This window comes from Actinopolymorpha alba DSM 45243, assembly GCF_000373925.1.
Lineage (GTDB): Bacteria > Actinomycetota > Actinomycetes > Propionibacteriales > Actinopolymorphaceae > Actinopolymorpha > Actinopolymorpha alba.
This window is the reverse complement of record NZ_KB892780.1, coordinates 1-13,715: the sequence shown is the minus strand read 5'-3', so window position 1 is coordinate 13,715 and position 13,715 is coordinate 1. Positions and strand designations below refer to the sequence as shown.

General features: G+C 67.2%; 15 protein-coding genes. 10 read left to right on the top strand and 5 right to left on the bottom strand.

Annotated features, from left to right (window positions below; all coding sequences use genetic code 11):
• Positions 1–19: 19 nt before the first annotated feature.
• Complete coding sequence (locus tag B141_RS0127625) at positions 20–445, top strand: four-helix bundle copper-binding protein (RefSeq protein ID WP_020578435.1); 426 nt, start codon at positions 20–22, stop codon at positions 443–445.
• 23 nt (positions 446–468) lie between these two features.
• On the opposite strand, the gene B141_RS47905 is transcribed toward B141_RS0127625, so the two are convergent.
• Complete coding sequence (locus B141_RS47905) at positions 469–639, bottom strand: sigma factor-like helix-turn-helix DNA-binding protein (protein ID WP_084678560.1); 171 nt, start codon at positions 637–639, stop codon at positions 469–471.
• A gap of 29 nt (positions 640–668) precedes the next feature.
• Here B141_RS47905 and B141_RS0127615 point away from each other — a divergent pair, with 29 nt between their 5' ends.
• The 3 genes from B141_RS0127615 to B141_RS47900 are packed head-to-tail and all read left to right on the top strand — an operon-like array spanning position 669 to position 2,821.
• Complete coding sequence (locus tag B141_RS0127615; RefSeq protein WP_157181338.1) at positions 669–1,031, top strand: hypothetical protein; 363 nt, start codon at positions 669–671, stop codon at positions 1,029–1,031.
• Positions 1,032–1,060: 29 nt separating this feature from the next.
• Complete coding sequence (locus B141_RS0127610; RefSeq protein WP_040422501.1) at positions 1,061–1,897, top strand: alpha/beta fold hydrolase; 837 nt, start codon at positions 1,061–1,063, stop codon at positions 1,895–1,897.
• Positions 1,898–1,906: 9 nt separating this feature from the next.
• Positions 1,907–2,821 carry a helix-turn-helix domain-containing protein gene (locus B141_RS47900; protein WP_237742828.1) on the top strand — a complete coding sequence of 305 codons (915 nt, stop codon included), beginning with the start codon at positions 1,907–1,909 and terminating at the stop codon, positions 2,819–2,821.
• Here the strand turns inward: B141_RS47900 and B141_RS46195 are convergent.
• A complete protein-coding gene (locus B141_RS46195) occupies positions 2,744–3,853 on the bottom strand; it encodes a CPBP family intramembrane glutamic endopeptidase (RefSeq protein ID WP_020578430.1) in 1,110 nt (369 codons plus the stop codon). The two genes, B141_RS47900 and B141_RS46195, sit on opposite strands and share 78 nt — an antisense overlap.
• 94 nt (positions 3,854–3,947) lie before the next feature.
• On the opposite strand from B141_RS46195, the gene B141_RS0127595 reads away from it, so the two are divergent.
• Positions 3,948–5,297, top strand: a complete 1,350-nt coding sequence (locus B141_RS0127595) for a sensor histidine kinase (protein WP_020578429.1) — start codon at positions 3,948–3,950, stop codon at positions 5,295–5,297.
• Positions 5,267–5,941 (top strand): response regulator transcription factor, encoded by a 675-nt coding sequence (locus B141_RS0127590; RefSeq protein WP_020578428.1) that lies wholly within the window; start codon positions 5,267–5,269, stop codon positions 5,939–5,941. Before B141_RS0127595 ends, B141_RS0127590 begins: the two co-directional genes overlap by 31 nt.
• Before the next feature lie 57 nt (positions 5,942–5,998).
• On the opposite strand, the gene B141_RS52375 is transcribed toward B141_RS0127590, so the two are convergent.
• Together B141_RS52375 and B141_RS43090 are read right to left on the bottom strand one after the other, a co-directional pair.
• Positions 5,999–6,748: a transglycosylase SLT domain-containing protein gene (locus B141_RS52375; protein ID WP_084678566.1), complete on the bottom strand. Its 750-nt coding sequence runs from the start codon at positions 6,746–6,748 to the stop codon at positions 5,999–6,001.
• Between the two features lie 34 nt (positions 6,749–6,782).
• Entirely contained in the window at positions 6,783–7,712 is a 930-nt protein-coding gene (locus B141_RS43090; RefSeq protein WP_020578426.1) for an AraC family transcriptional regulator, read from the bottom strand.
• Between the two features lie 150 nt (positions 7,713–7,862).
• Here B141_RS43090 and B141_RS0127575 point away from each other — a divergent pair, with 150 nt between their 5' ends.
• From B141_RS0127575 to B141_RS0127560, 4 genes are all read left to right on the top strand, one after another.
• Positions 7,863–8,696 carry a phytanoyl-CoA dioxygenase family protein gene (locus B141_RS0127575; RefSeq protein ID WP_020578425.1) on the top strand — a complete coding sequence of 278 codons (834 nt, stop codon included), beginning with the start codon at positions 7,863–7,865 and terminating at the stop codon, positions 8,694–8,696.
• A 643-nt stretch (positions 8,697–9,339) separates the two neighbouring features.
• Positions 9,340–10,074 (top strand): NUDIX hydrolase, encoded by a 735-nt coding sequence (locus B141_RS0127570; RefSeq protein WP_020578424.1) that lies wholly within the window; start codon positions 9,340–9,342, stop codon positions 10,072–10,074.
• A complete protein-coding gene (locus tag B141_RS0127565) occupies positions 10,071–11,234 on the top strand; it encodes a 5'-methylthioadenosine/S-adenosylhomocysteine nucleosidase family protein (RefSeq protein WP_020578423.1) in 1,164 nt (387 codons plus the stop codon). The genes B141_RS0127570 and B141_RS0127565 overlap by 4 nt, the downstream gene beginning before the upstream one ends.
• Positions 11,234–13,183 (top strand): hypothetical protein, encoded by a 1,950-nt coding sequence (locus B141_RS0127560; RefSeq protein WP_040422494.1) that lies wholly within the window; start codon positions 11,234–11,236, stop codon positions 13,181–13,183. The genes B141_RS0127565 and B141_RS0127560 overlap by 1 nt, the downstream gene beginning before the upstream one ends.
• Positions 13,184–13,433: 250 nt before the next feature.
• Here the strand turns inward: B141_RS0127560 and B141_RS51755 are convergent, their stop codons facing one another.
• Entirely contained in the window at positions 13,434–13,667 is a 234-nt protein-coding gene (locus B141_RS51755; protein WP_272944114.1) for an HNH endonuclease signature motif containing protein, read from the bottom strand.
• Positions 13,668–13,715 lie beyond the last annotated feature (48 nt).

Sequence of the window (13,715 nt, the reverse complement as noted above, 5' to 3'; positions counted from 1 at the left end):
CGACATCAGGAGACCCGTCATGACGCACACGCGCGAGCTGCTCGACAGTTCAGCCCTGACGCTCGTACCCCAGGTGAGCAGCGACCGCCTGGCCGCCGCGGTAGACGCGATGCTGGAGTGCGAGGAAGCCGTCACCGCCTGCGCAGCGGCGATGCTCGCCGGAGACGACGCATTGAACCTGCGTGACGCCATCGCCCGCGACCATAACTGCGCCGACGTGGTCGCGACGACCCGCCGGGTGCTCACCCGCGACGGTGACGTCGCCCTACTCAGCGCACAACTGGAGGCGTGCGTGATCGCCTGCGAACACAGCACGCAGTCGTGCGGCAAGCACGCCGCTCACCATGAGCACTGCCGGATCTGTTCGGAGGCCACCCAGCGCTGTGCCGAGCAATGCCGGCAAGTCATCCAAGGCCTGCACGGTGCCAACACGCGCGGCAAGTAGACAGTTGTCTGTCGGGCGGTGGTTCAGCTCGCCCCGGCTTCACGCTGGCCGTCGGCGCGTAGCAGGTCGTCGCGGGCGCGGGCGATGCGGGAGCGCACGGTGCCGATCGGGCATCCGCAGATTTCGGCCACCTCGGCGTAGGACAGTCCGAGCACCTGGGTGAGCACCAGCGCTTCACGCCGTTCGGGGTCCAGGTCTTCCTGCCCTGCGTACGCGGGCGACGGTGGGGATGCTTCCGGTCCTTACGGGCTTCGTGGCTGTTCTTACCGCGTTCTCGGTGCATGACCTGCTCGCGAACGAGGTCTCGGCCTCCCGGATCGCCACCCACGGCCCACTCGCTGCGGGACTGGTCCTGCTGTTGTGGTGCACCGCCAGTCCGAGGACCACCGCAGTCCAAGTCCGCGACACCAGGATGTGCTCGCCGACCCGGCCGCGACTGCCGTTGCCAGCGACCCGGCCTTTGCTCCGGACCAGCTACCGCACGGCCGTCCGCCGCTGCGGCCAGCCAGCCGCCGCCATCGGGCCGCCTGAGGATCACCGTCCCCTGGTGGTCGTCAACTCCACGACGACATTTGTCCAAGACTGATGGTCGGCAGCCCATGCATCATCCCCTGCATGAGTGAGTACGACGTCAAGCATTCGCATGGGATGCACGTGGTCCACGACGGCCCGCGGCAGGCGCCGCCGCTGTTGCTCATCCACGGATCGGGAGCCTCGGGCGCCTCCTGGAGCCCGGTGGTCCCGGCACTGGCCGGCCACCATCACGTCATCCGGGTCGACCTCCCGGGCTGTGGCCAGTCCCCGCCCCCGCCGTCATACGACGTGCCCGCGCAGGCGGGCCGGGTGGCGGCGGTGCTCGACGACCTCGGCCTTCGTTTCGTCGCCGTGGCCGGGCACTCCAGCGGCGGCTACTACGCCACCGCGCTTGCCGAACAGCGCCCCGACCTGGTGAGCTCGCTCACGCTGATCAGCACCGGCCCGAGCCTCGATGCGCTCCTTCCGCAGCCGTTCATCCTTCGAGTCCTGTTGGGCCCGCCTCTCGGCCCCCTCCTCTGGTCGGCACGTTCGGACGCGATGATCCGCAAGGGGATAAACGCGACGACCGCTCGCCCGGTGGACATCCCGGTCGACGCGATCGCCGATCTCAAGGGCATCACCTACCGCGCGTTCAGGACGGTGCTGCAACGCAACACCGCGTACATCGCCGAGCGGAGCGTGCCCGAACGTCTCGCCACCCTCGACGTCCCCGTGCTGGTGATCTTCGGCGCCGCCGACCCCCGCTGGGAGCCGTCGTCGGCGCGCCAGTACGACGCGGTGCCGAGCGCGCGGGTTGAGATGTTGCCAGGCGTCGGGCACGTACCCATGCTCGAAGCACCCGAGGAGACCAGCAAACTGCTGCTGGGCTTCACGGCAACGGGCGCTGACACCCCGCCGGTGATCCCTGAGCCCTAGACTGGCCATGTGCTGTCGACCGGGACACCCGCCGGCTGGGCGTGGTCGGACGTGGACGTCGCAGTCCCGCGCCCGTCAGGTCAGCTGCCGGGGATCAGCATGGCCGGGTTCCGCCAACGTGTCCCAGCACCAGTCGTGGACATCGCCATGGTCGTGCACCCATCCGTCACCCTGCTCATCGACCTGAGCGAGGGGGAGGGCCTCGTCTACGACACGCATGGCCGGCACGAGCGCGGCAGTGTCGTCGTCGGGCTCCTCCCCGGCGACCTTCGGGCAACTGGCCGGGGGACGGGCGAGTGCCTCCAGATCCGGCTGGAGCCAGTCGCGGCGGCTGCGGTGCTCAGCGCATCGACCGAGCTCAGCGGGACGGTGGTATCCCTCGAGGATGTCTGGGGCCGCGACGCCGGGCGAACCGAGGACAGGCTGCGCGCCGCCGCGTCGTGGGACGAACGGTTCGCGATCGCGGCGGAAATCCTCGGTCGACGGCTGGGCGGTCGCCCACAGGTCGATCCGGAGGTCGCCCACACCTGGCGGCGGACGGTCACCAGCCGGGGGCGGGTACGGGTCGACGGTTTGGCGGACGAGGTCGGCTGGAGCCGCAAACGACTGTGGTCCCGCTTCCGGTCCCAGCTCGGCATCACACCCAAACGCGCGGCCCGACTGGTGAGGTTCGACCACGCGGCCCACCTTCTCGCGGCGGGTCACGCCCCCGCCAGAGTTGCCACCGAGAGCGGCTACGTCGACCAGTCCCACCTCCACCGCGAGGTCAAGGCGTTCGCCGGGCTTACGCCCACGGCCGTGGCCATCGCGCCGTGGCTCGCGATTGACGACGTCGCGTGGCCGGTGTCATCGCCAACCCGGAGCCCTGTGACGGGTGGCGAACGCATCCCGACCTTCGTTGAACAGCCTGCCTGCGCGAGTTGAATCGACTATCGGCAGGTATTGATCGCTACGCGGTGATGCATTCCGGAGATCAGCTTCCGCACGCACACCATTACCTGGTCGGACGGATCGAGTTTCAGGTTTCCGCTCTGCCGTGGTCGGCGGTTGTGCCTCGTACCGGCCGCTGAGGAGAATCCAGCCGGCCACCACCACCATCGGCGCGGTCATGATGGCGATATTGACAGTGGCGTCGATCGTCCCGCCCAGCACTATGCCGGTCAGGAATGAGAGCGTCATGTTGTTGCCGGCGTGCGCGACGCTGGTGGTCCAGATGCTGCCGCTGCGTAGCCGCAGCCAGGTGAGAATGATTTCCTGACACAGGAACGACACCGTCCAAACCAGCAGTCCCAGCGCCACGTTCCCGAATTCGATGTACCCGAGGAATGCCAGCGGGTAGTGCCAGACCGCCCAGATCAAGCCGGTGGCCAGGGTCGCGGCCAGTGGGCGCCCCGGGAATATCCTCAGCCGCAGATAGCTGGTCCAGCCGAACTCCTCGCCCCAGTAGACCGGAGCGAGCAGCGGTACCACGAGCATCAGCACGGCCAGGAAGGCCCACCAGGGCAACCCGGGTATCAGATCGTTCAGCGGTGCAAGGGTCGGCTGCCACAGCCCCAGCGCCGCGGCCACCCCGACGGCGGCCACGGTGAACGCCAGCGGGCCGAGCCAGGCCGCGAGGTAGTGGCGCCAGGCGGTGCGCATCCGTAGCGCCAGCCCGGCATCGGCGAAGCCCTCCCGCGTCACCCAGCGGCGGACGATGAATGCCGCCGCGGCGGGTGCGATCCAGCCGAGGGACAGGATCTGCACAAGTGGATTCGCCAGCGAGAAACCCATCAGACGCGCGGTGATCTCGACGGTCCAGGTCACGCCGAAGCTGATCAGTAGGTACGTGACAAGGCCCTTGGTTCTCGACATCGGGCCGGTTCCTTCCGGTTCGGTAACGGGGAGTTGCGGCGGCGACCGCTGCCGCGAGCTCGCCGACCGCGACACCAGATGACCATCCAGCCGGCCGAACATCACTACGTCCAGGAACCGAAACGGAGGTAGGGCCAGGCATACCTGATCCGTACAACCAGCCACCGGGACTCACCCCGCACCGCCGGTTACCGTGATGGGCGTGCGCACAGGTAACCCGCAGACGGCACTGGAGGCCCTCACCTGCCGTCGGCTCCTGGCCAGTAGCTGGCCGTGGCGGTCCGCGGGCTACCTACTCACGACCTTGCCGGTGGCGCTTGCGGCGTTCGTGGTGCTGGCGATTCCCTGGCTGGTGCTCGTCGCACGGTTGACGGAAGGTGGCTACCAGGCCGGCGTAATCGTGTTCATGGTCCTGTTCGCGGCCGCACTGACCGGCGCGCTCGGGCCACTGATCGCTCCGCCACTGGCCAGGCTGGAACGTAACCGTCTGCGCATGGTGGACAACCGACCAGCCGTGAGCATTCACCGCGCACCGGCGCCTGCTGGGCTGGTGTCGTGGCTGCGAGACCGCTACGCCGACCCGGCCACCTGGCGCGAGGTCGGCTACGCCTGTCTGCTGGCCACGCTGGCACCCGTACTGTCGATCGCCGCGCTGCTCGCCGTACCTCTGGTCGGCACGTTCCTCGTGAGTCCACTCCTGGTACTGGCACAACAGCCGGGTGATAGCCCGGTGGCGCTGGGCTTCGGCACGGCAGCGACGGTCGGGCAGACGCCGCCGTACGTGATCGTCGGTGTTCTGTTGCTCCCGCTGGTTCCCTACCTGTGGACCCTGCTGGCCGGCGCACACGCAGCGGTGGCGCGCGCCCTTCTGCTGGGCGAAACCACCGAACAGTTGCGTGCGGAGCTCGTCGAGGTGTCGCGCTCCCGTGCGCGGCTCGCGGACGCCTTCGAGGCCGAGCGCCGCCGTATCGAACGAGACCTGCACGACGGCGCCCAGCAGAGACTGGTCAGCCTCACCCTGAGACTCGGGCTGGCCCGGCTCGACCTGCCGCCCGACTCGTCCGCTGCCGAAAGCGTCACCGCGGCGCACGAACAGGCCAAGCAGCTGATGGCCGAGCTACGCCAGCTCATCCACGGCATCCAGCCGCAGATCCTGACCGACCTCGGCCTGCCCGCCGCCCTCGACGAACTGGCCGACCAGTCACCCATCCCGGTGACCGTCAAGGCCCAGTTGCCCGCCAGGCCGCCCAACCAGATTGAGAACACGGCGTACTTCGTGGCGGCCGAGGCATTGACCAACGTCGCCAAGCACAGCGACGCCACCAGCGCGGCTGTGACCGTACGCCAGCACGGCACCATGCTCACGGTCGAGATCAGCGACAACGGTCACGGTGGCGCTGACCCAAGCCGCGGCACCGGTCTGACCGGGCTGGCCGACCGGGTAGCGGTCACCGGCGGCAGAATGCTGCTGTCCAGCCCGGTCGGCGGCCCGACACTGCTACGCGTGGAGCTTCCGTGCAACCACAACCAACCACCATTCGGGTAGTCATCGCCGAAGACGGAGTCCTGCTCCGCGAAGGACTCGCCGGCCTGCTCGAACGGTTCGGCTTGCACACCGTAGCCGTCGTCGGCGACGGCGAGGCACTCAAGTTCGCCGTAGCCGAGCACAGCCCCGACCTGGTGGTCACCGACATCCGGATGCCTCCGAGCTTTACCGACGAAGGGCTGCGCGCCGCCGTCGAACTGCGCCGCGCTCACCCCGACCTCGCGATCGTCGCGCTCAGCCAGTACGTCCAACACCGCTACGCCGCCGACCTGCTCGACTCCGGTGACGGTCGCGGCATCGGCTACCTGCTCAAGGACCGGATCGTCGACGTCGAGGATTTCATCGCTGCGCTGCGCCAGGTGGCCGCCGGCGGAACCGTCATCGACCCCCAGGTCATCAGCCAACTGGTGCGCCGCCGCAGTGACCCCCTGTCCTCGCTGTCGGCGCGCGAGCGCGAGGTCCTCGCCCTCATCGCCCAGGGCCACTCCAACTCGGCGATCGCCCGGCAACTCGTCATATCCGAGCCGGCCGTCGGTAAACACGTCGGCAACATCCTCGCCAAGCTCCACCTTCCCCAGACCGACGACACCAACCGCCGCGTCCTCGCCGTCCTGGCCTACCTCAGAGACGGTCGGCTTGGCTGAGAATCCCGCGTGCACCACCGCACCCGGCAGCGCGTTCCGGTGCTCAAGTCTGCGCCGTTAACGTGGCCGGTGCTCACGGATGACGCGACTGGCGATCGCCCAGTTGCGGCGGATGCGGGTCAGATATGAGTGTGCAACCCTGCCTGGTTCGGCGCCTTTAGCAAATGCGCGCATGTTGCCTGCTCCCGCGTTGTAACCAAGGGCTAGAAGTTCCGCCTTTGTGTAAGCCGCAGGCCAGACGGCGGGCAGTTGCGCTGCTAGGTCATGCAGGTGCCATGCGGCGGCCTGGATCGCGAGGTCCGGGTCGTCAGGGAGTTCCTGCCAGTCGCGATCGGCGAAGGCGCGTCCCCGCTTGGTCTGATCGAAGGCAGGCTTGTGCATGTTGGCGATGCCGAACGCGGCGTCGGGATCGAGCCGCTGCCAGGCACGTTCGGCGTCTGGGTCGTGCGGTTTGTACGACTCGTTGTACAAGATCGCCATCAGCAATCGTGCATCGATCCTCGCATCGGCAGCGTGCCGGACAACCGGTGCCGCGAACTGAGCCGGGTCCTGGCGGTTAGCTGACGTGCTGGTGGGCCGGCCGCCGGCGGGTAGCTCAGGCGTCTGCTCCTTCGTACGTCGCACATCCGGCCGCGGCTGGGTGGCGTACGCCGTTCGAGGAGCGCTTGCACTCGGCGATGCCGACGTGCTCACCCCGTTGGTGTGGTTGCTGGTGCATGCCGTTGCGGCCCAGGTCAGCTGTGCGGTCGCAACGATCGCTGCGGTGGCCGCCACTACCGATGGCCGGGGCCGCCGCCGTCCGACCATCCGTATCAGCGTTCGCCTCATAGCGGACAGGTTGTCACGTTCGAACGGCTGATCCTGCTCCCGCCGCGGACCTCGGTGGGACAACTCCACGTTGCCGAGCACTTCGAGAAGGTTTGCCGGCCTGCGGGTGTGCCGCCCGGTATTCCGTCGGTCGCAGCCCTTTCAGCTCGCGGAAGCGGCGGTTGAAGTTGGAGAGGTTCCGGTAGCCGCTACGAGCGGCGACCTGCGTGACTGGCAGGGAGGTGGCGGTGAGTAGGGAGCAGGCCGTCTCCACCCGGAGCTGGTTGACGTAGTCGGTGAGCGTACGGCCCATGGCCTGGCGGAAGAAGCGGCTGAAGGACGTCGGCGACATGTGTACCAGCGCCGCGACCTCCGCCTGGTACACCGGCTCGGTGTGGGTCTGCTGAAGTTGGCGGCACACAGCGTCGATGCGGTCGCGCACGGCGGTGCTGGGGGCGGGGGCGTATCCGGGGTCGGTGATCGGCGTGGCCGTGGCGTCGGCGGCGAGGCGGCGCAGCACGGCGAGGAGCGCCACGGTTTGGGCTGCGGCCTCGAGGCGGGGCAGCCCGGCTAGGAGCACCCGCACCTCGCCCGGGACGCGGGCGAAACGCAGGCCGCGGGCGGATCGGGCGAGCAGGCCGCCGAGCGTACGGAATTGAGGCAGGGCAAAGAACTCCGGGCCGAGAAAGCCGTGCCGGAACTGCGCCACCGCCGCCTCGGCCATCCCGTCGTACGGCTCGGAGGCGAAGGTGTGCGGCAGATCCGGGCCAAGCAGGACCAGGTCGCCGGGGTGGTAGCGCTCCACGGTGGTACCCACATAGCGTGTGCCCGTACCCGCGGTGATGAGGGTGAGCTCGTACTCCCGGTGGTAATGCCAGGCGAAGTCGAAGGCGCGCTGGCGGCGGATGAAGCAAAGGAAAGTCGTCCCGTCGGGTACGCCAGGCTGCTCGTAGCGCGGCTTCACGCGGGCATCCTAAGCCGGGCTTGGCTGCATGCGTGAGTGACAACTGAGTACCAGAAGTGGGCAATAGCGGTGTGGCGGCGCCGTTCCAGCCCTGCGACGGTGGAGATCGGCAACCCGCCCGTCCCCTGACGCATCAGGAGCAAGCGCGACATGACCGCGATAACAACACCGGCCTCGGAGTTGGATGTGCCGTACGAGGGCCTGGCCCCGACCGCGACCGCCGACTTCAACCGCGACGGCTTCATTCACCTGTCCGGCGTACTGTCCCCGGAGACGATCGCACAGTACGAGCCGACGATCACCTCCGAGGTGATCCGGCTGAACACCCAGCACCTGCCGCTGGCAGAGCGCGACACCTACGGTAAGGCGTTCTTGCAGGTGACGAACCTGTGGCGGGAGAACGAGAAGGTCAGGCGGCTGGTGTTCTCGCGCCGGTTGGCTGGCATCGCGGCCAAGCTCCTCGGCGTGCACGCCGTGCGTCTCTACCACGACCAGGCCTTGTACAAGGAGCCCGGCGGCGGCATCACCCCCTGGCACGCCGACCAGTACTACTGGCCGTTGTCCTCCGACCGCTGCCTGACGATCTGGCTGCCGCTCCAGGAGACCCCGCTCGACATGGGCCCACTGGCCTTCGCCCGCGGCAGCCACAACTTCTCCTACGGCCGCGACCTCGCCATCTCCGACGAGTCCGAGGCACGGCTGGCGCAGGTCGTTGCCGAGCAGAACTTCGAGGACGTCGTCGAGCCGTTCGCCCTCGGCGACGCCAGTTTCCACCGCGGCTGGACCTTCCACCACGCGGGCCCGAACCCTGCCACGGTGCCGCGCCGCGTGATGACCGTGATCTACATGGACGCCGACATCCGGGTCGCCGAGCCCACCAACGACCCCCAGGTCCGCGACCGCGGTTGGATGCCCGGCACGGAGGTCGGCCAGGTCCCTCGGACGCCGCTGAATCCTGTGCTTTACGACAGTCGGACCGCCTGACGGCCTGCGACACAAGGCGCCCGGCCCGACCTGCCGGGCGCCCGACTACCGCACGTACGCCGATCCCATCGGCCACCCCTTCTGCCTCTACCGCGACACATCCGGGCGCAAGTGGCCCACCCAATGCGCTGGGCGTGCTCGGCCGCGTCGTCGTCGCCCGGGACCCGGCTCCCGCCACCGGGCTTCGAACACGCCTACGCCGATCCGGCCGGACATCCCTTCTACATCCTCGAACCCGGCGACTGGGCAGAGTTGGCTCTAGGACCATCACATCGGACTCGGGCTGTGCCGCCCGCGACGAAACCCGCATCAGATTCCCAAGCTGAGTCTCCGTGCCCTCCGCGTGCGCCTCGTGACCAATCTGACGGCAGACAAGACAGGGTGTTCAGGGCCGTCGTCCTGCGACACAAACACGCCGAACCGCTCGCGCCGGTATTCCCATGCTTGGTGTCATCTTCATGCCGGGCGTCATCGGTGGTGTCATCCGGGCGGCGGCGTCCAGGTCCGGATGCCCCAGGCAAAGCGTGTCTCCAGCGCATTCGCTGACCACCGTCGAATGCCGATCGCGGCGATGCCCGGACCAGGTGAAGCTCGGCTGCTGTCGAGGGTTCCTGTCAGAGTGACAATAATCTAAGCTGCATCCATGATCGACGATCACTGGGTTCCTCCCAAGGTGCTCCTCGCGGTGGATCTCGTCATCCTCACCCTGCGCGTCTCACGCCTGCACGTGCTGCTGGTGGAGCGCGGCATCGAGCCGTATCAGGGCAGCCTGGCGCTGCCCGGTGGTTTCTTGAACCACGCGGAGGAAGACCTGCTGGCGGCAGCCCACCGCGAGCTGTCCGAGGAGGCGGGCCTGACGGCAGACCAGCTGCATCTGGAACAGCTGGGCGCCTATGGCACACCGGGACGCGACCCCAGGGGACGGGTCATCTCTCTGGCCTACCTGACGATCGCGCCGCGGCTACCCGAACCAATCGCCGGCACCGACGCCTCCGATGCGGGCTGGGTTCCCACCGACCTCGCACTATCGCCCAGGACAAAACTCGCCTTCGACCATCGACAGATCCTCACAGACGGCATCGACCGCGCTCGCAGCAAGCTGGAGCACTCCACGCTGGCAACCGCTTTCTGCGGTCCGACGTTCACCATCGCTGAGCTGCAGCAGGTCTACGAGGCGGTATGGGGAGTCCGGCTCGATCCACGGAACTTCTATCGAAAGGTGCAAAACGTCGAGGGCTTCATCGTCCCCGCAGGCCCGACCAGGAAGACCGACACCGGGCGTCCACCACGGCAGTTCCGCCAGGGTCCGCGGACGACGCTGCACCCCCCGATGACCCGACCGACCGATCCGGCAGACAAGGAGACGGCAGAACCATGAACAACGACCTCGTCGTGATTCTCACCGCCCTGAACCTGGAGTACGAGGCGGTTCGGAAGAATCTGACCGACCTGCGCGTGCACCGGCATCCCGCCGGCACCCGCTTCGAACTCGGCCGGCCCGGTGGACGCGGATGCCGCGGCGCCCTTGGTCTGGTGGGCAAAGGCAACCATCCCGCAGCCGTGTTGGCCGAACGCGCCATCGCCGAGTTCTCCCCAGCCGCTGTGCTCTTCGTGGGTGTCGCCGGAGCCCTATGGCCGAGTATCGGACTCGGGGACGTGGTGGTGGCCTCGCAGATCTACGCGTACCACGGCGGCACGAGCGAAGACGATGGCCTCAAGGCCCGGCCCAGAGTGTGGGAGCTCTCGCACGGCGCCGGCCAGATCGCACAGCACGTGGCTCGAAGTGGTGAGTGGGCGCACGGCCTACCCAAGGGGACAACGCCCAAGGTTCGCTTTGGGCCGATCGCGGCAGGCGAAATCGTGCAGGACTCGGCAGTTTCCGAGCAGGCCCAGTGGGTGCGACAGCACTACAACGACGCTCTGGCGATCGAGATGGAAGCCGCCGGTGTTGCGCAGGCGGGCCATCTCAACCATGCGCTGCCGGTTGTCGTGGTACGCGGGATCAGCGACCGGGCCGACGGTACCAAGAGCGCCACCGACGGCGAGAACTGGCAGCCACGAGCGGTTGCTCATGCGGCCGCCTTCGCGGTGGCACTGGCAGAGGAGCTGATCTCCGATCCGAGGGCAACGGGCAACCATCCGGAGGCGACGATGGAGAAGTGCGGACCTGCGCACATGGGCATGACGAACCAGAACATCGCCACCGGAAATGCGCGGGTGGGAGTTCAGGCGGGGCAGATTTTCGGCCCCATCACGATCGGAGCTGAACCGGAACCCTCGATCGACCTCGCGGCGGAGCTGGCGGATCTTCGACGACTCCTGGACCGGGCCCATCGAGACGGTCAGCTGGACGAGGCCAGCTACTCCGCGGCGGAAACCGAGCTGGAGGTCGCGGATGACTGTCTGGAGGAAGAAAACGAGCGGAGCAGGAGTGCCCTGGTAGTAGCGCTCAAGAAACTGCGGGGGCTGGTCTCCGATGTGGCGGAGTTGGCCGCGAAGGTGGCGGCGATCATCGCCGTGGTCAAGGGGCTGTCGTGATGACGCCGGCCAATATCGCCCAGGGCAATGCCCAGGTCGGCGTACAGGCCAACGTCGTTCACGGAAATATCAACAACCACTACCAACTGCCGCCGGGAGCCTCGCCTGAGGACACGTTCCGCGCCGGCGTTCGCTGTCTCGACGTCGGGATGCTGGCGAATGCACGGCAGCACATTGAGAAAGCCGTGGCCCGAGGGCACGAGACCGACGAGGTGAGGTTCCACTGGCTGCTCGCCCTGCTGAGTGGGCAGACGCTACGACAACTGAGCAATGATGATCAAAAACAGGTGCTGTCCATCCGCCGCCGCATCTCGTGCCTGAACGGTCAGGACGAGTGGACGGCGGGCCTACGGGTCGTTCGGAGCCTGCTCGACTCCCCGGCCAGCACCGGAACCGCTCTGCTGGTCAAGCAACTCGATCAGCTCGCACCGCGCCAGCGCGGCATGATTCTCGACCATCTCGAAGTGCTGCTCGAGGGCCCGATCGTCGATGAGATATGGCAGCGCGCCGTTGAGCGAGCAATAGTCGGACGAGAAGCCGGCAACAGAAAGGGGCGGGCGTGGAAGTTCTTCCATCCCACTCCTGCCCATGCCCGGGTCCTTCCCGTGCAGGCGCCCGCGATTTCGGTAGGCGACTGGTTGCGCGCGGCCGTCGGCACAGCGAGCTTTCTGGTCGCTGCCGGCAGCATCGGGCAGTTGCTGCTGCAACGTGCTGAACTTGTCCCGATACTCGCGTTCCTCACGTCCGTTGTTGGCCTCGCCGTCTTTGGCGTGACCGGAGCGGAATGGCGTTTCCGGGCAGTCCGGCTGCGAGCGAAGGATGCTCAGTTCGTCCCACCGCAGCAAAGACCACCGGCGCCGGCTGGCGGCTTCGCCCGCAAGGTCGACCGGCTGTTCGACAGGTACTTCGCGCTATACGTTCCCGCCGACACCGACTATGCCCTCTGGCGAGACGAGACGGCCGGCATCCAACGACAGCTACGAGACGAGCTGGTCGAGATCTACCGCGAGCAGCGAATCGATGCCGAAGAGATTGCCTGGCTGGTCCGCCATCTAGTGGGTGACGTACGGCGGCAGTGGGAGAAGGGCACCCTGATCGCCTACGTGGCCGAGTTGCGCACACCGTTCCCGACCAAGCTCCTCTGCGTCGCAGGGCTGGCCGCGGCCATTGCCGGAGGCATCTGGGCGGCCAGCGCAGCCGTGCTGGCCTCACCGCTTCGGGGTGCTGCCTGGATAGCCCTCGCCATTTTGGCGGCGGCGAACGGTATGTGGGCGTGGCTGCACATCACGACCGAGCGGCGGCAGGTGGAAGCCGACAAGGCGGAACGGGTTCAGCGACTCGCGGCCCGCGAGCAAGCGTACGACCGCTGGTCGCGGAAGCTGTCAGACCGGCCAACCGAAAAGGAGATGGCTGCCTGGCTGGAGTACGACCGGAAGATCCAGGTCGATGAATCCATGCGGCACTACGGGCTCAAACCGAGTCATGTGATCGCCCACGCCTTCATCGAAGCACCGGCCAAGTCGTACAAGCGAGCACGTGTCAGCAATGGGCCGTGGCGCTACTCGCGATATCGACTCCTGCTCTTCCTGCTGACCGATGACGGGGTGCGGCATGTCGACATCGACCTCAACTCCTACAACGGAGAAGCTCAGATGACGCAACGGCTGAACTACCGCTTCGACGCCGTCGCTTCGGTTGGCATCGATGGGTTGGCCACTCAGCAACAGAAGTTCGAACTGACACTGGTCAGCGGTGAGCCGATCAGCGTTCCAGTCACCGAGTCGAGCATGGACGGAATCCGGCCGGACGAGGATCCGGAGATTCTTTCCCAAATCACGATAGACGCATCGGGGCTCGGCCCCACCCTCTACATCCTGGAGGGGATCGCGGCCGAAGGGAAGGAATGGATCAAACGCCAGCACCAACGGGCAGACGGCTCGCCGACCTGACGGCGCCCGTCTGTGAGCTGACCGATTAACACCGAACTCGCCGAGCCCACCCGGTCTCGGGAGTATGCTCCACCGAAGAGTCCTTGCCTGCTCGTCTGGCAGATTTGACCGCGGCAGCACCCGGATTTATGGTGCGGCGATGGAGACAGCTTGGCGAACCTCCCTCGCGGCGCATTACTGGTCGACGGTGGCACGTCGAATGCTGGAGCCGTCGCCGGCGACACCAGTATCGCGATCTGCGGCTGCAGTTTTAGGTGCGGATGGGGCGTTGGTTGATGTCGATCCAGGGTGGGGGTATGTATTCGGGTCTGCCGTTTGGTCCCATGCGGACTTGCCAGTCGCTGTTGTGGATGAGGTTATGATGCGATCCGCATAACAGGACGCCGTTGTTGAGGTCGGTTCGGCCTCCNTCGACCCAATGAGTTATGTGATGGGCATCGCACCACTTCGCGGGACGGTCGCAGCCTGGAAAGTTACATTCCAGACCGTCCCGAATTCCTAGTGCGTGGCGTTGGGCGGTGGTGAAGAAGCG